This window comes from Marinobacter sp., from assembly GCF_965229985.1.
GTDB lineage: Bacteria > Pseudomonadota > Gammaproteobacteria > Pseudomonadales > Oleiphilaceae > Marinobacter.
On the sequence record NZ_OZ245935.1, the window covers coordinates 1,333,759 to 1,356,174 of the forward strand.

Annotated in this window: 23 protein-coding genes; 8 read left to right on the forward strand and 15 right to left on the reverse strand. The window is 60.3% G+C overall.

Translation table 11 applies throughout. The features are described 5' to 3' along the window. Positions 1 to 114 precede the first annotated feature (114 nt). The 6 genes from ACO06L_RS06030 to ACO06L_RS06055 are packed head-to-tail and all read left to right on the forward strand — an operon-like array spanning position 115 to position 7,085. The gene (locus ACO06L_RS06030; protein ID WP_202346874.1) at positions 115 to 1,077 is read left to right on the forward strand and encodes an AAA family ATPase; all 963 of its coding nucleotides are present in this window, start codon (positions 115 to 117) and stop codon (positions 1,075 to 1,077) included. A gap of 37 nt (positions 1,078 to 1,114) precedes the next feature. Further along, positions 1,115 to 2,056, forward strand: coding sequence for a DUF58 domain-containing protein (locus tag ACO06L_RS06035; protein WP_202346875.1), 942 nt, complete (start codon positions 1,115 to 1,117; stop codon positions 2,054 to 2,056). Beyond that, a complete protein-coding gene (locus ACO06L_RS06040; protein WP_202346876.1) occupies positions 2,053 to 2,523 on the forward strand; it encodes a DUF4381 domain-containing protein in 471 nt (156 codons plus the stop codon). The genes ACO06L_RS06035 and ACO06L_RS06040 overlap by 4 nt, the downstream gene beginning before the upstream one ends. Beyond that, complete coding sequence (locus ACO06L_RS06045) at positions 2,517 to 3,548, forward strand: vWA domain-containing protein (RefSeq protein ID WP_082905032.1); 1,032 nt, start codon at positions 2,517 to 2,519, stop codon at positions 3,546 to 3,548. Before ACO06L_RS06040 ends, ACO06L_RS06045 begins: the two co-directional genes overlap by 7 nt. Beyond that, positions 3,538 to 5,349, forward strand: a complete 1,812-nt coding sequence (locus tag ACO06L_RS06050) for a VWA domain-containing protein (RefSeq protein ID WP_202346877.1) — start codon at positions 3,538 to 3,540, stop codon at positions 5,347 to 5,349. The genes ACO06L_RS06045 and ACO06L_RS06050 overlap by 11 nt, the downstream gene beginning before the upstream one ends. Then, positions 5,343 to 7,085 (forward strand): BatD family protein, encoded by a 1,743-nt coding sequence (locus ACO06L_RS06055; protein WP_202346878.1) that lies wholly within the window; start codon positions 5,343 to 5,345, stop codon positions 7,083 to 7,085. The genes ACO06L_RS06050 and ACO06L_RS06055 overlap by 7 nt, the downstream gene beginning before the upstream one ends. 3 nt (positions 7,086 to 7,088) lie before the next feature. On the opposite strand, the gene ccmI is transcribed toward ACO06L_RS06055, so the two are convergent. From ccmI to ccmA, 9 genes are all read right to left on the reverse strand, one after another. Next, complete coding sequence (gene ccmI / locus ACO06L_RS06060) at positions 7,089 to 8,357, reverse strand: c-type cytochrome biogenesis protein CcmI (RefSeq protein ID WP_202346879.1); 1,269 nt, start codon at positions 8,355 to 8,357, stop codon at positions 7,089 to 7,091. A 68-nt stretch (positions 8,358 to 8,425) separates the two neighbouring features. Next, positions 8,426 to 8,899: a cytochrome c-type biogenesis protein gene (locus ACO06L_RS06065; protein WP_064228831.1), complete on the reverse strand. Its 474-nt coding sequence runs from the start codon at positions 8,897 to 8,899 to the stop codon at positions 8,426 to 8,428. Continuing rightward, entirely contained in the window at positions 8,899 to 9,435 is a 537-nt protein-coding gene (locus ACO06L_RS06070; protein ID WP_064228830.1) for a DsbE family thiol:disulfide interchange protein, read from the reverse strand. The genes ACO06L_RS06065 and ACO06L_RS06070 overlap by 1 nt, the downstream gene beginning before the upstream one ends. Further along, positions 9,432 to 11,438 (reverse strand): heme lyase CcmF/NrfE family subunit, encoded by a 2,007-nt coding sequence (locus ACO06L_RS06075; protein ID WP_064228829.1) that lies wholly within the window; start codon positions 11,436 to 11,438, stop codon positions 9,432 to 9,434. The genes ACO06L_RS06070 and ACO06L_RS06075 overlap by 4 nt, the downstream gene beginning before the upstream one ends. A 37-nt stretch (positions 11,439 to 11,475) precedes the next feature. Continuing rightward, positions 11,476 to 11,946 carry a cytochrome c maturation protein CcmE gene (ccmE, locus tag ACO06L_RS06080; RefSeq protein ID WP_064228828.1) on the reverse strand — a complete coding sequence of 157 codons (471 nt, stop codon included), beginning with the start codon at positions 11,944 to 11,946 and terminating at the stop codon, positions 11,476 to 11,478. A 14-nt stretch (positions 11,947 to 11,960) separates the two neighbouring features. Further along, positions 11,961 to 12,200: a heme exporter protein CcmD gene (ccmD, locus tag ACO06L_RS06085; protein ID WP_202346880.1), complete on the reverse strand. Its 240-nt coding sequence runs from the start codon at positions 12,198 to 12,200 to the stop codon at positions 11,961 to 11,963. Between the two features lie 2 nt (positions 12,201 to 12,202). Then, positions 12,203 to 12,946 (reverse strand): heme ABC transporter permease CcmC, encoded by a 744-nt coding sequence (ccmC, locus tag ACO06L_RS06090; RefSeq protein ID WP_202346881.1) that lies wholly within the window; start codon positions 12,944 to 12,946, stop codon positions 12,203 to 12,205. 31 nt (positions 12,947 to 12,977) lie between these two features. Beyond that, the gene (gene ccmB / locus ACO06L_RS06095) at positions 12,978 to 13,703 is read right to left on the reverse strand and encodes a heme exporter protein CcmB (protein WP_202346882.1); all 726 of its coding nucleotides are present in this window, start codon (positions 13,701 to 13,703) and stop codon (positions 12,978 to 12,980) included. Continuing rightward, a complete protein-coding gene (ccmA, locus tag ACO06L_RS06100) occupies positions 13,693 to 14,331 on the reverse strand; it encodes a cytochrome c biogenesis heme-transporting ATPase CcmA (RefSeq protein ID WP_202346883.1) in 639 nt (212 codons plus the stop codon). The genes ccmB and ccmA overlap by 11 nt, the downstream gene beginning before the upstream one ends. A 156-nt stretch (positions 14,332 to 14,487) precedes the next feature. On the opposite strand from ccmA, the gene ACO06L_RS06105 reads away from it, so the two are divergent. Together ACO06L_RS06105 and ACO06L_RS06110 are read left to right on the forward strand one after the other, a co-directional pair. Beyond that, the gene (locus ACO06L_RS06105) at positions 14,488 to 15,846 is read left to right on the forward strand and encodes a flagellar hook-length control protein FliK (protein WP_202347018.1); all 1,359 of its coding nucleotides are present in this window, start codon (positions 14,488 to 14,490) and stop codon (positions 15,844 to 15,846) included. Continuing rightward, the gene (locus ACO06L_RS06110) at positions 15,843 to 16,160 is read left to right on the forward strand and encodes an EscU/YscU/HrcU family type III secretion system export apparatus switch protein (RefSeq protein WP_202346884.1); all 318 of its coding nucleotides are present in this window, start codon (positions 15,843 to 15,845) and stop codon (positions 16,158 to 16,160) included. The genes ACO06L_RS06105 and ACO06L_RS06110 overlap by 4 nt, the downstream gene beginning before the upstream one ends. Here the strand turns inward: ACO06L_RS06110 and ACO06L_RS06115 are convergent. From ACO06L_RS06115 to ACO06L_RS06140, 6 genes are all read right to left on the reverse strand, one after another. After that, entirely contained in the window at positions 16,146 to 17,249 is a 1,104-nt protein-coding gene (locus ACO06L_RS06115) for an ATP-binding protein (RefSeq protein ID WP_202346885.1), read from the reverse strand. The genes ACO06L_RS06110 and ACO06L_RS06115 overlap by 15 nt on opposite strands. Further along, positions 17,246 to 19,528 carry an ATPase, T2SS/T4P/T4SS family gene (locus ACO06L_RS06120; RefSeq protein ID WP_202346886.1) on the reverse strand — a complete coding sequence of 761 codons (2,283 nt, stop codon included), beginning with the start codon at positions 19,526 to 19,528 and terminating at the stop codon, positions 17,246 to 17,248. Before ACO06L_RS06120 ends, ACO06L_RS06115 begins: the two co-directional genes overlap by 4 nt. A gap of 26 nt (positions 19,529 to 19,554) precedes the next feature. Next, a complete protein-coding gene (locus tag ACO06L_RS06125; protein WP_064228820.1) occupies positions 19,555 to 19,947 on the reverse strand; it encodes a DUF2802 domain-containing protein in 393 nt (130 codons plus the stop codon). A 67-nt stretch (positions 19,948 to 20,014) separates the two neighbouring features. After that, positions 20,015 to 20,503, reverse strand: a complete 489-nt coding sequence (locus ACO06L_RS06130; RefSeq protein WP_008173094.1) for a chemotaxis protein CheW — start codon at positions 20,501 to 20,503, stop codon at positions 20,015 to 20,017. Between the two features lie 134 nt (positions 20,504 to 20,637). Continuing rightward, the gene (locus ACO06L_RS06135) at positions 20,638 to 21,459 is read right to left on the reverse strand and encodes a chemotaxis protein CheW (RefSeq protein ID WP_202346887.1); all 822 of its coding nucleotides are present in this window, start codon (positions 21,457 to 21,459) and stop codon (positions 20,638 to 20,640) included. Next, the gene (locus ACO06L_RS06140; RefSeq protein ID WP_202346888.1) at positions 21,452 to 22,249 is read right to left on the reverse strand and encodes a ParA family protein; all 798 of its coding nucleotides are present in this window, start codon (positions 22,247 to 22,249) and stop codon (positions 21,452 to 21,454) included. Before ACO06L_RS06140 ends, ACO06L_RS06135 begins: the two co-directional genes overlap by 8 nt. Positions 22,250 to 22,416 lie beyond the last annotated feature (167 nt).

The following is a 22,416-nucleotide window of genomic DNA, read 5'->3' on the forward strand; positions in this document are numbered from 1 at the left end:
AAGCATAGTCAAACCCTTGATTTTTGCCGGCCAGACGCCAAAACTTCGGCAACTACCTACGCACGATACGGGTTTCTCCGGAAAATCCTCAGATACAGAGGGCAGTCATTTCCAATGTCGCTACAGCATACGTTCGGTGAGTTACGGGAACAGTTAGCCAAACGGATAATCGGGCAGGAAAAGCTGGTGGATCGTTTGCTGATCGCGCTGCTTGCCGACGGGCACCTGCTGGTAGAAGGCGCGCCGGGGCTGGCAAAAACCACCGCCATCAAGGCCCTTGCCGACCACCTCGAGGGTGACTTTCACAGAATCCAGTTTACCCCGGACCTGCTGCCTTCCGACGTCACCGGCAGTGAAATCTACCGGCCGGAAACGGGGCAGTTCGAGTTCCAGCGCGGCCCGATCTTCCATAATCTCGTGCTTGCGGATGAGATCAACCGCGCGCCCGCCAAGGTACAATCCGCCCTTCTGGAAGCCATGGGCGAACGACAGATCAGCGTGGGTATGCGCACCTTCCCCCTGGACCGGCTGTTCCTGGTTATGGCGACCCAGAACCCGATCGAGCAGGAAGGCACCTACCCATTACCTGAAGCCCAGCTGGACCGCTTCCTGATGCACGTGGTCATCCGCTACCCATCGGCGGAGGCGGAGAAGGCCATCTTGCAACTGGCCAGGAACGATTATCGCCATGGCCTGCCCAAAACAGACCTTCGCCTGACGGCAGACCAGGTGTTCGACGCCCGGGCGGAAGTCGCGAACATCTATATGGCAGAACCAGTTGAGCAATACCTGCTGGCCCTGGTGCTGGCAACCCGTGATCCGGCCGCACTGGACCCGGAACTCGCCCGCTGGACTGCCTTCGGCGCCAGCCCCCGTGGCACCATCGCCCTGGACCGCTGTGCACGGGCACTGGCCTGGCTCGACGGCCGTGATTACGTAACCCCGGACGATGTCCGCGCCATGGCCTTCGATGTGCTCCGCCACCGCATCCTGCTCACGTTTGAAGCAGAAGCCGAAGGCATGACCGCCGATACCGTCATCGAGCGGCTGATCGAACGTGTTCCGGTGAGCGCCTGAAGCCATCGACGGAAGCAAGACACGGGAGCCGTCAGGCATGGGCAACACCGAAGCAATAACCCACATCGGCCTACCGGATCTGATCCGCCTGCAGGCAGATGCGCGGGCACTGAAACTGCCCTCTGCCCGCCCGGTGCGTTCGCGGCAGGCCGGCTTGCAGCGCTCGCCACAGCGCGGCAGAGGTATGGCGTTTGCCGAAGTCCGGCTTTACCAGCCTGGAGATGACATCCGCAGCATCGACTGGCGGGTAACGGCCAGGCGCCAGGAACCGCACACCAAACTCTATGAGGAAGAACGGGAGCGGCCCGTGCTGCTCCTGTGCGATCTCGGCCCAAGCCTGTTTTTTGCCAGCACCGGTGCCTTCAAACAGGTTCGCTGTGCCCAGATCGCCTCCATTCTGGCCTGGCTGGCGTTGTGGTCCGGAGACCAGGTGGGGGGCATTGTTTTCAATGGCGAGGCCCTTAGCGTCCTTCGCCCTGCCCGTCGCAAGAAGTCGGTGCTGCGGTTCCTGGACACCCTGGACCAGCAGCAACGAAGGGATAACCGGACGCTGGCACCGGACGAACAGCCCGGCCAGTGCCGGCTGGACACGGCACTCACTGAGGCCCGTCGGGTCGCCCATACCGGCAGCCGGATCTTCGTGATCAGTGATTTCCTGGATATCTCGCCAGAGACAGGCACTCTGCTCGGCGCCCTGGCCCGCCATAATGCTGTCAGCGCCCTGAGAATCGTGGACCCATTGGAGAAACAGCTGCCGAAAAGCGGACGCTTCGCGGTGGCCGGTCCGGACGGCCCGGTGTGGTTCGACGCCGGAAACCCTCGGTTCCAGAGGGCCTGGCATGAGAAGGTCACCAACCATGAACACCGATTGGAGGAATGTTTCCGGACCTCCGGGGTGACCATGGCAGAGGTATCCACCGCGGAAGATCCCGCAGCCACTCTGAAGTCACTACTGGGGCCGGGAGGGCGGATCGGATGAACCCGCAGGATCCGCTCAGCCAGCTCAGGGATATTCACCTGCCCGAGACCGGGGGCTTCTGGCCCCCGGCGCCGGGTTGGTGGATTCTGGCCGTATTGATGATTGCGGCGCTTGCAGCCCTGATCTGGCTGATCCTGAAGCGACGAAAAAGGAATCGGTGGCTCCGATTCGCCCGGGCCGAGCTTGCCAGACTGGAACGTTCAGCCAGCCCCGACCCCTCGTGGTTTGCGCAACTGAACACGCTGCTAAAACAGGCCGCTCGTGAGCGCTACCCGGACCAACACCCGGAAGCGCTGTCTGGCGATGCCTGGGTGGAGTTTCTGCTGACCACCGCCCCCAGGGACCGGATTGCCTCCCGACCGGTTGCCGAGGCACTGGTCTCCAGTGCCTGGCGTCCCAAAGTTTCCGCTGAGCCCACCGAGGCGCTGGCGTTCGCCCGGTTGTGGCTGGGAGGGCAGAAATGCTGAATCTTGCCTGGCCCTGGGTACTGGTTCTGGTGCTGTTACCGCTGGTCCTGAAATGGCGCAAGCCCGGAGGACAAGCGGTCGACGCGCCGGTGCTGCCGGTCGGCCACTGGCTGTCGGACCTGCCCGGCGTGAGTCGTCGGGGCAATGCTGTTCCACTCTGGCAGCAACTGTTGCTGTTTCTCATGTGGACGCTTCTGGTAATCGCACTGGCACGACCCCAGCATGTGGGAGAGCAGGTACAGATGCCGGTTTCCGGCCGCGATCTGATGCTGGTTGTCGACATTTCTCCCAGCATGGATGAGCAGGATATGGTCCTTCAGGGCCGGAGCATTAATCGCCTACAGGCGGTCAAACGGGTACTGGATGACTTCATCTCCCGCCGCCAGGGTGACCGGCTCGGTCTGATCCTGTTCGGTACCGAGCCCTATGTGCAGGCGCCCCTCACCTTCGATCTTGAAACCGTCAGAACCCTGATGCGCGAGGCGGGCCTGGGAATGGCCGGGCGCGCCACCGCCATTGGCGACGCGGTGGGTCTGGCAACCAAACGGCTGAGAAACCGGCCCCAGGACCAGCGCGTTGTGGTCCTGCTCACCGATGGCGCCAATACCGCCGGCGAAATTACCCCCGACAAGGCCACCGAAATCGCCGCCGCCGCCAGCATTCGACTGTACACCATCGGCATTGGCGCCGAGTCCATGGTGCAGCGCGGTCTGCTCGGCTCGCGCCGGGTTAACCCATCCAGGGATCTGGACGAAAACCTGCTGACCCGGATGGCCCAGCAAACCGGTGGAGAGTATTTCCGGGCACGCAGCCTGCCGGAGCTGGAACTCATCTACGAGAGCATCGATCAACTGGAACCTATCGAGCTGGAGGGCAAGTTCTTTCGGCCAGTGACCGAACTCTATTTCTGGCCCGCCGGCCTGGCAGTGCTTCTGTGGCTGTTCCTGTTCCTGGTTCGCCACGGCCGGGAGCTTGTTGCTGACTCCCGCCGGAGCAGGAAGGAGGAGGAAGCGAATGTGGGCTGACTTTCATTTTCTGCGGCCATTCTGGCTATTGCTGCTCCTGCTATTACCGATCCTGTATCTGGCATTCCGGCAAATGCGTCTGGGCGACAGTGGCTGGTCCCGGCTGATTCCGGCCCGTTTGCTATCGCCGCTGATTCGTCATGATGGCCGCTCGGGGAAAGCGACAAAGTCGCCTCTGGCCCCGGCCGTCGTTGCCCTGATCATTCTGTCCGTGGCGCTGGCAGGGCCCGCCTGGCGGGAGGCACCCACCCCACTGAAACAGCCGGGCGACAGTCTTGTGATTGCACTGGACCTCTCCCTGTCCATGCTGGCCACGGACGTGGAGCCTGATCGCCTGACCCGGGCCAAACGGAAAATCCGGGATATCCTCGAGCTTCGGGAAGGCAGCCTGACCGGCCTGCTGGTCTTTTCCGGCGACGCCCACGTGGTCACACCGTTAACGGATGACGGCCGCACGATTGAGGGGATGCTCAATGTGCTGGACCCGGTCATCATGCCAGCCACAGGCAATCGGGCAGACCTCGCAGTTACCCGGGCAAAGGAATTGCTCCAGCAGGGCGCCCCAGGGGAGGGCCGCATCCTGCTGATCACTGACGACATCAACGATCGTTACACCGGGACGATCCGGGAAACCCTGTCTGGTACCGGTTACGTGCTTAATACTCTCGTTGTCGGAACCGAGGAGGGTGGCCCCATCCCCCTGGCCAGGCGCGGATTTATCCGTGAAAACGGCGACATTGTGATCAGTCGGGCCAACCCGGAAGGGCTGTCGGACCTCGCTCGCAGCACCGGCGGCCAGAGCCATGAGCTGACCCTGGATGATACCGATGTTCAATCCCTGAACCTGAGCCCAAAGGACGGTGACGACTGGCAGGCATCAGAAGACGGCCTAACGGTCAGTCGCTGGCAGGATGACGGCTACTGGCTGCTCTGGCTCGCCCTTCCCCTGGTTTTGCTTGGCTGGCGCCGCGGTGCCTTCAGTGCCTTCGCCCTGATCCTGTTGCCGATCTGGCCACAGCCGGCTGCCGCCATAAGCTGGGATGAACTCTGGCAACGGGAGGATCAGAGAGCCCCTGAGCTGATTGAGAAGAGCCCGGAAACAGCCGCCCGACAGCTGGACGACCCGGAATGGCGGGGTTCCGCACTGTATCGTTCCGGCCAGTTCGATAGCGCTGCTCAGACGTTTGCCCGGTCACAGGGCCCGCGTGCCAGTTATAACCGGGGCAACGCACTGGCCCGTACCGGCAAACTGGAAGAGGCTCTGGCCGCCTACGATGCGGCCCTGGAAAAAGCGCCTGACATGGCGGATGCCCGACACAACCGGAAGATTGTCGAGGAACTTCTGAATCAGCAGAAGCAGAGCCAGGAAGGCAGCCAGCAGGATTCGTCGGACTCCTCCAGCAACGAGGGAGGCGAAGGCGATCAGCAACAAAACCGTCAGAATCAGGATGGAAACAGTGAGAGCGAGAATTCCGGCAACTCAGGGAATAATCAACAGCAAAACCCTGAAAACAGCCAGTCCTCGCCCGGCAACCAGGATCAGCCAAACAATCAGTCCGATGAGCAGAATCAGCAGGAGCCCGGTGAGGAAGGCAGTCCCGAGCAGGCCTCCGGCGAGGGGGACTCACCGTCAGGCCAGGCGCAGTCACCCGCCCCGATTTCAGAAACGCCGCTGACCCAGAGCCAGGAACAATGGCTCAGACGGGTGCCGGACAACCCGGGCGGCTTACTGCAGCGCAAGTTCCTGCAGCAGTATCAACAACGCCAGACTCCATCCGATGAGGGCGATACACCATGGTAAAACGGCTGATTACACCCGCCGTCTGTCTGTTTCTGCTGACGGCGCTCTTAACAGTAATCTGGCTGCCGGCCCAAGCACAGACACAGTCACAGCAACTGACGGTCGAGCCAGACCGGACCCGCCTCTACGAGGGTGAGGTCCTCAAACTGACCGTGAAGGGCAGCATGGAGATCGATATCAACCTGGGCAACCTGTTTGACTTCGACATGTCCAACCTGCCCAAGCCTGATATCGAGAAAGTGGAACCAGATTTTGAGATTCTGGCCCAGAACCAGCAATACAGCATCCGCACCGTGAACAACCAGATGGTGGGCGAGATTACCTGGACCTACCAGCTTGCACCGAAAAACACCGGTGAGCTGACCATCCCGGCGCTCACCTTTAAAGGGGCAGTGTCAGAGCCGGTAACGGTGGAAGTGGTGGATGGCTCACCACCGGATCAGGCCGCTCCTGGCCGGGACAGCTTCATCGAGCTGTCTGCCGACAAAGATGAAGTGTATGTGCAGGAGCAGTTGATTCTGACCGTTCGGCTTTTCTTCCGGGGCAACCTTATTCGTGGAGAGCTATCCGAGCCTACCCATCCCCATGCCATCATTGAATCCCTGGGCAGGCAGCAGGAATTCTCACGCTATCGCGACGGTGTCCGATATCGCGTTGTGGAACGCCGGTACGCGATATTTCCCCAGCGTCCGGGGACTCTGAAACTTCCTCCGGTCCGGTTCGAGGGCCAGGCCAGAGACGCTTCCGGCAGCCTCCGTTTTCTGCGGGACAGCGAAGAGCTCTTTGAAGTGCCGGTCAACGATGTACCTGCACAATTCAGTGGTGAAACGTGGCTGCCGGCAACCGGCTTAGCGCTTGAGGAGTCCGGGCTTCCGCCGACTCTGGAAGTCGCCACCGGCGAAAACATTACCCGCGAAATCAGGCTCACGGCAGCGGGACTGCCCTCGGAGGCCCTGCCTCCGTTGCCCGATGCCGTACCAGACGGCTTGAGAAGTTATCCCGAAGAGCCGGAGCGCCAGACCGAAACCACACCCGCTGGCCTCACATCCTCACTGAACCAGTCCGTGGCTCTGGTGCCCGTTGAGGCTGGCCAGATGACTCTGCCGGCCATTCGAATAGCCTGGTGGGATACGGAAGCAGACCGGGAACGAGTTGCCGTGATCCCGGAGCAAACACTGACCGTGAAAGACCCGAATACCGTTGCCGCTGCGTCGTCTCCGCAAAGCGACCAAGGCAAGGCAAGCCCGGAACCGGGTGCCGCCACCACTGACCCCCCCGCTAGCCCGCCATCGGACGAAACCGGACCCTGGCAGTGGCTAGCAGTGGTGCTGGGATTTCTCTGGGCCGGAACACTGTTGGCATGGTGGTGGTCAGGCAAAGCCGGGAAAGCCACTCCGGCACAGACTGACAACCGGGATGAAGATACCGCGTTCGACCGTCTGATCAAGGCCGCGAGGGACGGCACAGCAGAGACACCGGAGCTTGTGGTGGAGTGGGCAAATATGCACTCGCCCGGCCACGGCTTCCGGTCTGCATCTGACGTTGTCGATCACTTCGGCGACGAGACACTGGCCACGGAACTCAGAAGGCTTCAAGCCCGGCTTTTTGCGCCCGGGCACGAGAACGACACCTGGGATGGTCGGCCATTGGCGCGGGCCCTTGAGCAGATCCGGAGGCACAGGCAGGCCCAAACCAGCGCCGATCTGCCTCCGCTCTACCCAAGAGGCCTGTCCTGAGTATTAATCGATCAGCTGCTGATCGATTACAACCGATACCGGCGTGTCCTGGCTTTCATTAACAGCTATGGGCCCGTCGGTGCTGCCCTGCCAGTCACCCGCCTGGGCGCTAACACTGCCGGAACGACTGAGACGAGCCGTTACGACAACCTCGTCAACACTGGAAATCGTGGCCTGTGGTGACATTGCGTACCGGTCGTCCAGACGGATTTCCACCGGCAGCTGATCGGCCGTCAACCGAGCAACGGCCAGAGGTGGCCCCTGCCGAACATTGGCCTGACGGGCAAACAGGAACAGCGTGGTATCGGCCGGCACCTGATCCAGGAAGTCCTCGGCAAGAGTCACACGAACGGTCACTCCGGCCCCGGCTGCTTGCGCTTCGGCCATCTGGGCCGGCGGTTCCTCCCCGAGACGGGCGTAGGCTTCACGAATCCCTTCCTGTATGGACGCAATCTGCGGGTGGTCTGGCGCAACGGTTTGTATTCGCTCCCAGTACTCTATGGCTTCCCGATAATTCTCCTGACTGAAGGCATTGATGCCCAACAAGCCCAAGGCATTAACCTCATCCGGGTTGAGCTCACGGGCCTGTTCAATGGCAGCCGTAACCTCTTGCGTCATGGCACCCTGACTACCGAAGAACAGCGCCTGGGCAGAAAGACCATAGGCAACGGCTTCTGCCCTGTCATCGTCATTCACACTGTCCGCCAGCTGCCGGAATGCCCAGGCCGCGTCGTCATAGCGCTCCAGGCGCATGTAGGTGCGCCCGAGCATCGCCCAGCCCTCTGGATTATCCGGGCTGGCCTCCAGCCGCTCTCGCAGTTTCCCGGAAAGCTCAATCATCTGGGCCTGTCTCGAACCGTCGGTGGCGCCCATTTCCTGCATGGTGATAAATTGCTCAACCCGGTCCATCGCCCCCCAACGCTCATACAGGTAAACGGTAGCCGCCGGGATCAGAAGAATCGACACCAGCGCCACTGCCATGGCGCTCCGGCGACCGCTGATCACGGGCCTCACCTGTTCCTGCTCGGGGACATCATCCAGCATGCTCCCGGCGAGCTCTTCCTTGAGCTGGCGGTAGTTCTCGTCGTCCAGAATACCGGCCTCGTATTCACTATCGAGCTCCTTCATCCGGGAGCGGTAGGCCATCAGATTCTGGTTTTTGAGATCGGTCTGTTTTCGTGCACCAAGCCGATGAAAAAAGACCGGGTACAGTACAAACAAAAGGGCAAGAATGATCAGTACCGTTGCGGCAATCCAGAAAGTGTCAGTCATGGAGTATCAGTCACAGGTTCAGAATTAAGAATGAGGTAGCAGCCAGGACATCCCGGGCAAAGCCAGCTTCAGGACGGCTTGTCCTCGTCTGTCAGCATTTTGTCGACCCGGGCTTTCTCCTCGGCACTCAGCGCCGGGCTCTCCTGCCCCACCCTCCGGGAGCGGATGACCACACCGGCCACCACCAGCAACCCGCCGAAGACCGCAATGGCCGGTGTCGCCCAGAGCAGGAACGTCCGGCTGTCAAACTCCGGCTTGTAGCGAACGAACTCACCGAACCTGCCAACCAGGGACTCAACAATCTCCTCGTTACTGGCACCGTCTTTCATCATCCGGTAGACGACGTCTCTCATGTCCTTGGAGATGGGCGCGTTGGAGTCGGCAATGTTCTGGTTCTGGCATTTCGGGCAGCGCAGTTCCGCGATCAGGTTCTGGTAGCGCTGCTCCTGGGCCCGATCGGAAAAATCATAGACATCAGCAACGTCGGCCGTCGCCAGGGCCGGGAGAAGCAGAGCCAATACCAAACAGACGATTCGCACCATCAGCCATTCCCTCGAACGTCGTTGATCACCGGCAGCAACGTCTGTTCCCAGACTGTCTCATTCACCACACCCACGTGGCGATAGCGGACCACACCACCGGCATCAATCACAAAGGTTTCCGGCGCGCCATAAACCCCCAGGTCAAACCCGAGGGTGCCCCGTGGGTCATAGATGGTTTTCCGGTACGGGTCACCCAGACGGTCGAGCCAAACCAGGGCATCTTCGCGATTGTCCTTGTAGTTCAGACCAATGATGTTGACGCCTTTCTCCTCGGCAAGCCACATCAGGTCGTCGTGCTCATCCTTGCAGGCAGGGCACCAGGTGCCCCAGACATTCAACAGCGTAACCTGCCCCTGAAACAGGCTTTGATCCAGCATGGTCTCCGGGTTGTGCAGATCCTTCAGGCTGAATTCAGGAACCGGTTTGCCGACCAGGGCCGATTCAAGCTTGGTCGGATCCTTGCCGATGCCCGCGAACAGCACGACGCCAACAACAAGGGCGATCAGCAGCGGCAGAAACAGCAGAAACCGTTTCATGAGGTCGCTCCAGCGGATGTCGCAGAACCTGTCTCGGGCGCGGCAGTGCCGACCTGCACCTTCTTGTCAGCTCCCTCCCGGATCCGGTAGCGGCGATCAGCGATAGCCAGGAAGCCGCCGGCGGCCATAAACAGGGAGCCCAGCCAGAGCCAGCGAACAAGCGGCTTGTATTGCAGCCGGATGGCCCAGGCCTCGTCGGTGATGCGCTCACCAATGGCCACGAAGATATCCCGGAACAGACCGGCGTCGATATCAGCCTCGGTCATGACGCTCATCCCCACAGAGTACTGGCGCTTCTCGGGATGAAGCACGGAAACACGCTCGCCATCCAACATGACATCGAAGGTGCCGTACTGAGCCGTAAAGTTAGGCCCCTGGCGCGCGCCGATATCCCTGAACACAAACTGATAATCGCCGACGGTCGCGACATCGCCGGGTACCATGCGGACATCACGCTCGATGCCGTAGTTGGAGACCACCGTAGCGCCCGCCATGGTAATGGCCAGACCCAGATGCCCGAGTACCATGCCGTAATAGCTGCGGGACTGCCGCTTCAGACCGTGCAGGCGGCCCTTTCGGGAAGAGGACTTGTCCCAGAGATCCCAGAAAGTGGCAACCGTTACCCACATGGCGGAGAAAATACCGAGGAACGCCCAGGGCTTGAAGCCGCCGTAACCGATCAGAACCGCCGTGGTGGCGACAATGCTGATTGCCAGGGGCCACAGAAGCTTTCGTGCCAGCCAGCCGCCATCGGTTTTCTTCCAGCGGGAGAAGATGCCGGCACCCAGCAACAGGCCGGTCGCCACCGCCAGGGGACTGAACGTCAGGTTGAAGAACGGTTCACCGATCGACAGCTTGCCCAGTTCCAGATAATCAAGAACCAGCGGATACAGCGTGCCGACTGCCACCAGAAGCGTGGCGGATACCAGCAGCACGTTGTTGAGCAACAGGAACACTTCCCGGGACAAAGAGCCATAACGGGAGCGGACGTGCACCACCGGTGCCCGGAACGCATACAGCGCCAAACTGGCTATCACGGTCACTGCCAGCAGGGCCAGCAGGAATGTACCCCGCTCCGGATCCGAAGCGAAGGCGTGAACCGATGTCAGCACGCCTGACCGGACCAGGAAGGTGCCGAGCAAGCTGAGCGCAAAGGTGACTATGGCCAGCAGTACCGTCCAGCTCTTGAACACACCGCGTTTCTCGGTGACCGCCAGCGAATGCATCAGGGCGGTACCGGAAAGCCAGGGCAACAGTGAAGCATTCTCGACCGGGTCCCAGAACCACCAGCCACCCCAGCCGAGCTCGTAATAGGCCCACCAGCTCCCCAGGGCAATACCGAGGGACAGAAACGCCCATGCAACCGTGGTCCAGGGCCGCGACCAGCGGGCCCAGGCGGCATCGAGACGGCCATTGATCAGGGCGGCAATGGCAAAGGCAAAGGCCACGGCAAAACCGACATAGCCCATGTAGAGCATCGGCGGATGCACGATCAGCCCGAAATCCTGGAGCAAGGGGTTCAGGTCCGCGCCATCGGCGGGCACATTGGGCAGCAGACGGTCGAACGGATTGGAGGTGATAACGATAAATAGCAGGAAGCCGACACAGACCATGCCCAGCACCGACAGCACCTGGGAGATCATCACCGCCGGCAGGCGCCGGCTGAAGATAGCGACCGCCAATGTCCAGCCCGCCAGCATCAGTATCCAGAGTAGCAGCGAGCCCTCATGACCGCCCCATACAGCGCTGAACTTGTAATACCAGGGCAACAGGCTGTTGCTGTTATTGGCTACATAGGCCACCGAAAAATCGTCAGTTACAAAGGCATGGGTCAGGACGGCAAAGGCAAGCCCCACGAACACAAACATGCCGGATGCAAGTGGCCTGGCGAAGGCCTGAAGATTGTCCCTGCCGGTCAAGGAACCGGCCAGGGGGACTACGGAAAGGAGCACTGCCAACAACAGCGCGAGAATCAGTGCAAGCTGTCCGAGTTCGGGATACATCAAAGGCCTCCAGAAACCAGGCTGTTAGATAAAACGGTTAGTAGGACACGGTTTCCGCACTGCCACTGGCTTTATGCTGGCCCTTCGAGGCCTTCTCCAGTGCATCCGCGACTTCCGGCGGCATATAGTTTTCATCGTGCTTGGCGAGAACCTGATCGGCCACAAAGCGACCGTTTTCATCCAGTCGGCCCATGGCAACCACACCCTGCCCCTCGGCAAACAGATCCGGAAGGATACCGGTGTATTGAACCGGCACAGACGCGTTGAAGTCAGTCACCTTGAACTCAACCATCAGGCTGTCCGGATCACGCAGAACAGAGCCCTCCTCGACCATGCCACCGGCCCGGATTCTGACATCCACCGGTGCTTCACCGGCGGAAATCTGGGTGGGGTCATAGAAGAGGTTGATGTTCTGGCGCAGCGCATAAGTCGTCAAACCCACAGCAATGGCCAGTCCCACCAACAGGAACAGAACAATGGTCAGCCGCTTTTTTCGGATTGGATGCATCAGATATCTGCCTTTCAGTCTTGGGAAACCTTGACGCGGGTGAAGGACGCAGTCGAAGCTGACGCAGCCTGCGAGTCCTGCCGACCTGCCTGGAACTCATAACCGCGACGGCAGGCCTCAATGGCGGCTTTGCGGCGACGCAGAGACCAGACCATAAGGCCGATCATCAGCAGGAAAAATGCGGCATAACAGGCCCAGACATAGGGCCCGTGACCTTCCATCACCATGAATGCCGAAAAGGAATCAAATGCCATATCTAGCCCCTCCCGGCCAACACGTAATCTTTAACCCAGCGCGTTCTCTGTTCACGTAGTAGAATCTCTGTCTGCATACGCAAACAGGCGAGCCAGCCAAACAGCAAGTACAGCCCAAGCACAGACAGGAGCAACGGCACCCACATTTCTGCCGGCATGGACGGCTTTTCCGTCAATTTGAACGTCGACGGCTGGTGTAGCGTATTCCACCATTCAACGGAGTACTGGATAATCGGTATATTCACCACCCCGACCAGAACCAGCACGGATACAGCCCGTGCCGCAGATTTTTCATCATTGATGGCCCTGTCCAGGGCAATCACGCCGCCGTAAAGGAACAGCAGGATCAGCATCGAGGTCAGCCGGGCGTCCCAGACCCACCAGGTTCCCCAGGTGGGCTTGCCCCAGACAGCGCCGGTAAACAGTGAAAGAAAGGTCAGAACCAGACCCACCGGCGCGACCGACTTCACAAACACATCGGCCAGCTTCATGCGCCAGACCAGGGTGACAACGGCTGCCACAGCCATCATCACGTAGACCGACTGGGCGAGAAAGGCCGTGGGCACGTGAATAAAAATAATCCGGTAACTATTGCCCTGCAGGTAATCCTTGGGCGCAAAGGCCAGCCCCCAGACAATGCCCGCCATCAACAGCAGGATGCCACCAGCCAATAGCCAGGGCATCAGCCGGGCTGCAATCCCGAAGAACCATTTGGGAGAACCCAGCTTGTGAAAAAATTGCCACATCAGATGGTCACCGTCCTACCGTTACCTTGTTTTACCCGTTAGACAGGCTAATACGCAGCGCCGCTGCCGATGCGAAGGGCGCCAGAGTCAGTGCCAGCACCAGAAATGCGCCCATCAAAGCGAGATAGGCACCCACTGGAGCGCCCTCCGCAGCCGAAGCCACCGTACCCGTTCCAAAAATCAGGACGGGAATGTACAGCGGAATGATCAGCAGGGACAAGAGTACCCCTGCCGACCGTAATCCTAGCGTCAGTGCCGCGCCGATTGACCCGATAAGGCTCAACACCGGTGTACCGATCAGCAGCGTTAGACACAAAACTCCGATGGAGTTCCCGTCAAGATGAACCATTACGCCCAAAACCGGCGTTAGTACCACCAGCGGCAAGCCGGTTAACACCCAGTGCGCCGCTGTTTTCGCCAATACCAGCAGAAACAGGGGCTGGGGCTGAAGCACGAGTTGCTCAAGCGTGCCATCGTCAAAATCATGGCGAAACAGGTGGTCCAGCGACAACAACACCGATAGCAACGCAGCAACCCACAGGATACCGGCTCCGGCCTCCCGCAGGAATGACACTTCCGGGCTAACCCCGAGAGGAAAAAGGGTTACGACCATGACAAAGAACAAGAGCGGATTGAGCAAATCCTGCCTTTGCCGGAAAGCCACCCTCATATCCCGGGCGAACACCGCCTGCATCGCCGCCAGTGCGCCGACGGTATCCTGGCGCAAAGTCAGTGCCGGTCGGCAATCAGCATTCATCGGTCGACCCTCCGCCCAACACAATGCGTTGCATACCGGGTAATCTGAGATCGTGATGGGTCGTCACTACCACCGCACCTCCCTCGGCAGCCCGTTGTTGAAGCAGCTGTTCAATGGCGCTGACACCGCTGGCATCAATGGCGGTAAAAACTTCATCCAGCAGCCAGAGCGGCTCGTCGGCAATCAACAGGCGCGCCAGGGCAACCCGTCTTTGCTGCCCCGCAGAAAGATTGCGACAGGGCACATCCTGGAACCCGGCCAATCCGGTACCCTCGAGCGCCTGACGCAGAACGGGATCTGGCAGCGGCCGCCGCCCTGCCGTCAGTGCCCGGAGATTCTCCATCGGTGTTAGCAACGGCTTGATGCCCGGCCGGTGGCCAAGATACAGGGTATTGCGGAGGAATTCTTCCCGCTGGGCAGACCTGGACTTGCCGCACCAGAGCAGATTGCCGGACCAGGCGTCGTTCAGGCCAGCCAGCATTCGCAGCAGCGTGGTCTTGCCGGAGCCGTTCGGCCCCTCGACACGGGTGACCGTACCGGGCAGTATGGAGAACGACAGGTCACGGAACAGGATCCGTTCATCCCGCTCGCACTGCAGATCGACAGCCTGTAATAACGGCTCAGACATCAGGGCCCCGTAACCAGGATGATGCGCGTGAAGTCGGCATCGGGTGCATTCGTGACAGCGGCGGCCATGAATAGTGTTCGCGCATGACCTGCCGGCGCGCCGTATTATAACGAAAGTGCCGGCGGATTACTCTTGTCCAACATCAAATCAGTGACGATGAAACTACCCAACGGACAACAGCCCCCGACACCTCCAGTGCAGCCTGCAACGCAGACTTCCCGGCCCGCAGTCACAACCGAAGCGGCCCGCGAGCCTGTGGCTGCATCGGCACGGCAACTGCTCGATCAGCTGCAGCTGACAAACCGGGAAACCACCCTGGCCCGGGTGGCAGAAGTCATCAACCGTCAGGGCGGCAACGGTGCAGATCTGTTATTGGACATTCGGGGCAAGTCGCTTCTCGTCCAGGCTGCCGTCGGCAAGACCGAACTGGCGATCGGTGATTGGGTAAAAGTGATGCGGGCCGGCAATGAGCTGCAGCTGATGGGCAAACTGGCTCCCGCGCCCGAAGCCGGTATCGCCCGTGCCCTCGCCCAGCGACTGCCCTGGCAGCAAACCCTGGACGCTGGTCTGGCCAGACTGATGGGCACGCTGACACAAGGCCTCCGCCAAGACCCCCTACCGGGCCAACTGCCCTCATCGCGCCCCCCCCAACCTCTTCCGGAGGCCGCCAGGCAGGCTATTGAACAAATGGTGGCGAGGCTGCCTTCGGGGAACAGCCTGACTCCCGGTTCTGGCAGCCAGGACACGACATCGCAACAGGTCCGGCAGTGGCTTTCAGAAAGTGGCCTATTCGCCGAATCACGCCTGGCCCAGACACCCTCTGCCCAGTTACCCGATCTCAAGCTGGCGCTTGCCAGGGTGATCACCGCATTGCTTGCCCAACAGGGTAGTACACCGGAGCACTTCAACCGGCTGACACCAATCTCGACGCCAGAACTCATGCAGGCACCACTTCAATTTCCGCAACCACTGGCCACACCCCAGGCCCCCGGCAGTGGCGAAGCACCCAGCGTCGGGCAGATGCTCCGCCTGCTGGCCGGAATGCTCAATCGGATCACCGTCAACCAACTGCACAGCCAGGTACTTACTGCCCGTGGCGGCGGCGATGCGGCCGGTCCCGCACCTGCGTCTACTCTCGTGCTCGATCTTCCATGGCTGACGCCACAGAACGAGCCGAGGCTGGCGCAGGTCCGGATCGAACAATACCCGGACAAGGGGGAGTCAGAAACCAGATCCGCGAAAACCGCCACAGCCGAGTGGCGGCTTTCACTGACCATGGATCTGGATGAGGCTGGCCCCCTGCATTTCGATGTTGCCCTTCGCCAACAGGCAGTGAGCGCCCGGGTCTGGGCAGAAAAACAGACAACCCTGCGTCAGGTGAACCAGGAGCTTCCCGCGTTGCGGCAGAGCCTGACCGATCTGGGCCTGGAAGTGACAGACCTGGATTGCCGCCGCGGCACACCTCAGAGCAGCGTAACCCGACTCGAACACAGACTGGTGGATACCCGGGCATGACATCAGAGACCGAACAGCAAAGCAGAGCAGCCGTTGCGCTCAAGTACGATGGCGAGAAAGCGCCGACCATCAGCGCCACCGGCACCCACGAGCTGGCGGAGGAGATCATCCGCATCGCCCGTGAGCACAATGTTCCCCTCTACGAAAATGCGGAGCTGGCCAGCATTCTCGCGCGCCTGTCCCTGAATGAAGAAATTCCCGAGTCGCTGTACCGGATTATTGCGGAAATCCTGGCGTTTGCCTTCCACATTCGGGGGCTGACTCCCGAAGACCGCAAACCCGGCACGCCATCGGATGACTCAATGAATCAGTGAGCGCAACGCCCAGGCCTGCTGCCAGTTGTCGCCACGCCTTGGCGCCACCGTGGTTTCAAAGTAATGGCGCAACCGGCGCCGATCCTCAGGCTGGTCCTTGAGGGCTGACCCGATAATGTGGTGCATCAACTGTTCAACCGTGATACTCCCGCCACCGTAGTACCAGGCATTGAGGCTGGCCGCATGGGCAACGGAAACGGCTTCCGCCGTGGACAGCGCTGAGCCGGCAAGCCGGTCGGTACTGCGACCGTCCAGAGTCTGGCCATTGCGCAGCTCGTGAAACATGGTCACCAGAATCTCGATCACCGCCTCATCAAGCTCCACCTCGATGCCAGCTCGGCGGTTAGCCCTGTTGACTTCGCGAAGCACCACGCCCATCTCGTCGGCCAGATTTCGGATCGGCCGGATTTCTTCAAAGTCCATCCGCCGCTTCAGCGCGGCACTCATCCGATGGACACCCTCATCGATACTGTTGGAGGTAGCGATGACGTTGAAGCCTTCCCGCGCCAGCACCACACCGTCGTCACCCGCCAGCTCGGGAATCACCGCGACCCTGTCGGACAGAACGGAGAGCAGCGCATCCTGCAGCGCCTGTGGGCAGCGGGCGATTTCTTCAAACCGCACCATTCGCCCCTCCATCATCCCCCGCAACAACGGGCTGGGTACCAGCGCTTTCAAACACGGGCCCTCGGTATGCAAAACCGCCTCGTTCCAGCTGTACAGCAGTTGTCCCACACTGTTCACCGCCCCGCCCTGAAGGGTCAGCGTAGAGCTGCCCGAAATGGCGGCAGCCAGCAATTCCGACATCCAGGATTTGGCCGTCCCCGGCTCACCGACCAACAGGCAGCCGCGGCTGGTGCACAGGGAAATGATGATACGGACCACCATGGCCCGGTCGGCAACGAACTTCCGCTCAATGCCAAGCTTCTCATCCCCCATCACGAACTTTTCCACCGCCCGTGGCGACATCAACCAGCCGGGAGGTACCGGGCCATGATCCATACTCCTGAGCTTGTCCAGCTCCGCAGAGTAGACTACCTCCACGGGCTCCCGCTGGGCCGCCTTGTTAACAGATTGCTTGTTGCTCATTCCTGACTCCTGCGGCCGCCACGAACTTCCGGTGCCATGCGCTCCCTCGGGAGAATCCGCGGCAGTTCGGAAAGCGGAATAATGCCTTCAATTACATGATCCAGAGCGCTGTCCCGCATAGTCACCAGCCCGGCATCAAGAGCTCGCCAGCGCAGCTCCCCAATGGGAGGTTGGCTGGAAATGGCGTTCCGGATGTCCGAATCGACTTCCATGTACTCGACAATTGCCACTCGACCCTGAGTACCCCTACCATTGCATTTATCGCAGCCGGCGCCTTCAAAACAGCGAAAATCTGCGGGCGGGCCATCCGGAAACACCTCGGACAGAATCACCGGATCCGGCTCTGCGGGCTGACGACAATGCTTGCAGATACGCTTGGCCAGGCGCTGGGCAATAACGGCCAACAGCTCACCGGCGATGGAATTCGGGTGAATGCCCAGATCGTAAAGCCGTTGCAACGAATCCACCGCGTCGTTGCAGTGCAGCGTCGACAGGACCACGTGCCCGGTCTGGGAGGCCCGTATCGCTTCCAGAGCGGTTTCCTGGTCCCGAATCTCGCCCACCAGAATCACATCCGGATCTTCCCGAACAAACGCTCTCATGGCGTCGGCGAAACCAAAACCAATCTCCGACCGCACCCGGGTTTGCTGGATGTTATCGATGGAGTACTCGATGGGATCTTCCACCGTAATCACTTTCCGGCGGCCATCATCGGCCAGGGTCTGCAGGCCGGCATACAGGGTTGTGGACTTGCCGGAGCCGGTCGGCCCCACCACCAGTACCAGCCCCGCCGGGTTGTCCAGCAGTCGCTGATAGCGGGCCCCGATCAGCGGTGACATGCCAAGCTCGGCGATGGTCATGGCGCGGCCGGTCTGCGGCAACAGCCGGATAATCGCATGCTCGCCATGCAGGGAGGGCTGGGTCTGGATACGCAGGTCGTAGGCCATATCGCCAAGCTGAAGCCGGGATCGCCCACCCTGGGGCAGTCGATGCTCGGCGATGTTCAGTTCCGCCCGCAGCTTGATCACGTTAATCACCCCTTTGATCTCCCGGGGCGACAACTGGTACTGGGGCAGATCATGGAGATCACCATCCACCCGCAGGCGAATGCGAATCCGGTCACTGTATTGCTCAATATGGATGTCGCTGGCTTTTTCGCTCACAGCATCCAGCAAGATCGCTTCGTAGACAGACACCAGGTAAGGACTGACGTGCTTGTTTTTCGGATCGTTGCCCAGCAACTGATCGGTGCCGCCGGTCGAATTGGCCTGCGGCTCCTGGCCAGGCCCGTGATCCGCTGCAAAACTCCGGCCCTTTGCGGTCAGATCCAGCGCCGACCAGAGGCGGCGAAAATCCGTCGGTGTCACCAACAGGCAATCAACCACCTGATTGGGGCTCAGCCGTTCGAGCTGATCCGTGCGCGCATCCGGATCATCGGTCACAACCGTGATCCGGCCATCTTCCTCGGCAATTGGAACCAGACGGGAAAGGTCGAGGAATGTACGGGAGAATCGCCGAAAAAGTGCCGGGTGGAGGTCGGGCAGAATCTCGTCCGCGTCGGTGAAGGTCATTCCGCGCTGCCTGGCAAGAGAACGATAGAGATCGATCTCTTCAAGATTCAGTTTGCGCCGGAGAACTTCAAGCAGGCGGCAATTCTGCTTCGCTGCTTCTGCCTTTGCCTCGGCCAGGATCTTGTCATCCACAAGGCCCTGATCGATGAGGATCTGTTCCACATTACGATTGAAATCGACCCAACCCAGGGTCCTCACCCGCTCCAGTCCCGCGTCACGACGCACAAACATGGCGAGGCTCGGAACAGGTCCCGCGCGACCCTCGAGGCAAACCAGGTGCCCTCCTTGCCGCACCAACCGGGCCAGAACACGACGCTCTGTGATGAACGTGGTGCAGAGTACAAGATCGCATAGCGGATCGGGCTCCGGTGCTTCTTCCGCACTGGCGACCAGAACATCCACATTATGCAAACCGAGCCGGAAGAAACGCTCCCTGGCGGCCTCAGCGACAACGGCATTCTTTTCCAGGTAGATCACCCGATGGGCCAGGCCTGAAAGCACGGCAGCCAGATAGCCGGAACCTCCGCCCACGTGCATGACCACCTGATCCGGTTCGATTTCTGGCAACAGTGAGAGAATGTGGCTGACGGTTTCTTCGCGGGGAATGGAGTGGCCGGTTATCGAGGGAACCAGATCAGAACCGGAAACAAAATCATGGCGGGATACAGATCGGAGGGCCTCAAGGGCCCTCGGATAAACTCTCTTCATTCAGCAGCGTCCGTAACGGCATGGTATCAGGCCGCCTGACGTTTTCTGAGTGCTGACACCAGCTCGGCCTCGGGACGGGAAATTCCGCACGTGTTCATAAGATCGTCGATATCGGCGCCGAGATCAACCAGTCTTGAGGCTTCATCGTAGGAGATGCGCAGCGGATCGTTCTGACGCATTTCATCAAGCGTGGTCCGCAGTTCGTGCAGTTGGCGTTCACAGGCTACCAGCCGCTGCCCTACCCCCATGCTGCCACTGGTGGTGGCATGCAGTTCCCGGCCAAGAGTGTCGCAGCGTTCTTTCAGGGTTGCTCTCAGGCTGCGCACCTGGCGTCCGAGCACCAGGCCCTGAACGAAAACCAGAGACAAGGCGGCAACAGTCAGCGCCCAGGGAAGATACGAAGGAATTTCTGCAAACATGACGGATGTCTCCCGTTAATTGCCACGGAAGGCATCCATCTTCAGGCCCGTAACGGGTTGCCCCGGATTACAGTGCCGCGATTTCAGCCCACTCGTGGTCTGACAGCATCTTGTCGAACTCGACCAGAATGATCAGTTCGCCATCCTTGTTGCACACGCCCTGGATAAACTTGGCACTTTCCTCGTTACCCACGTTCGGTGCGGTCTCAATTTCGCTGGCTTTCAGGTACACCACCTCGGCCACGGAATCCACCAGAATACCCATTACCTGATTGGCGGATTCCATCACCACAATCCGGGTGGCGTCGGTTACTTCCGCATCCGCCAGGCCAAAGCGCCGGCGGGTGTCTATGACCGTAACCACGTTACCCCGAAGGTTGATGATGCCGAGCACATAATCCGGAGCGCCCGGAACCGGAGCAATCTCCGTGTATCTCAGCACTTCCTGAATCTGCATGACATTCAGACCGTAGGTCTCATCATCCAGCCGGAAGGTAACGTACTGCAGTACCTGATCGTCCTGGGCCTGATTGGTTTGTCCGCTCGGGGATGCCATAGCGATGTTTCTCCTCTTGGGCTGCCCGGCGGGCAACCTGATCGTCAAAAAAATATCATCAGTGCCCAATACTATAGTTAAGGGCACAAACCGTGCCAGCACGGCTCGGTTTCATTCAGTAACCGTTGTTTGCGTCAGCTCAGATCCAGATGGTGCTCTCTTTCCGCCCGCACCAGCAAGTCTGCCATGGTACGCACGTCTATCAACGCGCACATCTGGTCAATCACCGTCCCGGCCAGCCAGGGACGCTTACTGCGGGCAGTCCGCCATCGAACCTCGTCCGGGCGGAGCGTAAAGGATTGGGCCACGTCATCACAGGCCAGCCCCCAGTCGCTGTTATCAAGCCGGATCACGAACCGGTAGTTGTCTCGGGCACCAGGCGGCACCCGCCCCGCCATAATCCATTCGGCGGAATCCACCACCCGCAGGTTCTGGTCCCGGTCAGGGCGAATGCCCATATACCAGCGTGGACTGCCAGGAATCGGCCGAATCTCTTCCTCAATACGGTGAATGGCACCGAGCAGAATCAGTGGCACCGCCAGCTGGAGCCCGGCAACCGTGAATATGAGGCACTCGAAAGGCTGCTCTGACCATTCCGGACGGGAGGGTGGCGCAGCCGGCTCTGGCTCTGGCTGTGGCTCAGGCCGAGCCTCCACTTTTGGCTTCGGTACCGGCGCTTCCGGGGGCGTACGCACCACTGGGCGTGCTGGTTCTCCAGGCTTCTCCGGGGCCGGCCTGGGCGCTTCGGGCCTTGCCGCCGGTTTTTCGACGGTTGTTACCGGGGCCGGACTTGGTCGGGTTGCTACCTGAGGCTTCTGGGGTGCCGGCTTCACCGGTTCAGGCGCCTCGACTTCCTCCCGTAGCGCAGTGTCAGTGGCCGTGTGCAGCAGTTCGTCAAGGTAACTGGCAATGGCGGTTTCCGGGTCTGCCAGCCTTGTCAATTTATCGTCAGCCATGCTGACGCTCCTTCACCGTGCCCACCCGGGACATGAGATCGTCCAGCAGATGGCTGTAGGCCCGGACACCGTGAGTTTCCGCATCCAGTGCAGAGGGAGTAATACCGCCCTGGCTGGCATCCCGGAACTTGGTGTCCACGGGAATGGCAAACTGCCACAGGGACTCACGATAGGTTTTTCGCAGGAGGTTCAGGCTCTTCACCGATGCCTGGGTACGCCGGTCATACAGGGTTGGCACAATGGTGTAGGACAGCTCGTTTTTCTGGGAACGCATGATCATCTTCAGGGTATGCAGCATGCGTTCCAGGCCCTTGATGGCCAGAAATTCGGTTTGCACGGGAATAATCAGGTGCTGGGCCGCCGCCAGGGCGTTCACCATCAGGACCCCAAGCGAGGGGGTGTTATCCAGCAGGACATAATCGAAGTCATCCCAGAGCTGAGCCAGGGCTCGGGATATGATAAGCCCCATGCCCTCAACGCCGATCATCCGGCGCTCAAGTGTGGCCAGGGCCGCACTCGCCGGGAGCAGGGACAGCCCCTTGCAACTGGTTTCGGTAATCAGCTGGGCCGGAAGTCCCTCGGGCACCTTGCCCTGGTGCTGGAACAGATCGAAAACGCTGTGGGTAATGGTGTCCGGGTCGTATCCAAACCAGCTGGTAAGCGAGCCATGGGGGTCGAGATCCACAACGAGAACACGCTTGCCACGCTCGGCAAGCAAGCCGCCCAACGCAACAACACTTGTGGTTTTACCGACACCACCTTTTTGATTGGCTACTGCCCAGATTCGCACGCTTCGATTCTCCAGAGAACACTTCGGTGTGGCCGGCAATCACTGTGGCCACCGTCCCGGTTATCGGCCATTCCCCGGGCAACTTGAACAAATCGCACCGGGGAATGCCGGCAAGCTCTTGCCGGCGCCTTTTTGTTAACGGGGAGTAATACAGGAACCATGCCAAT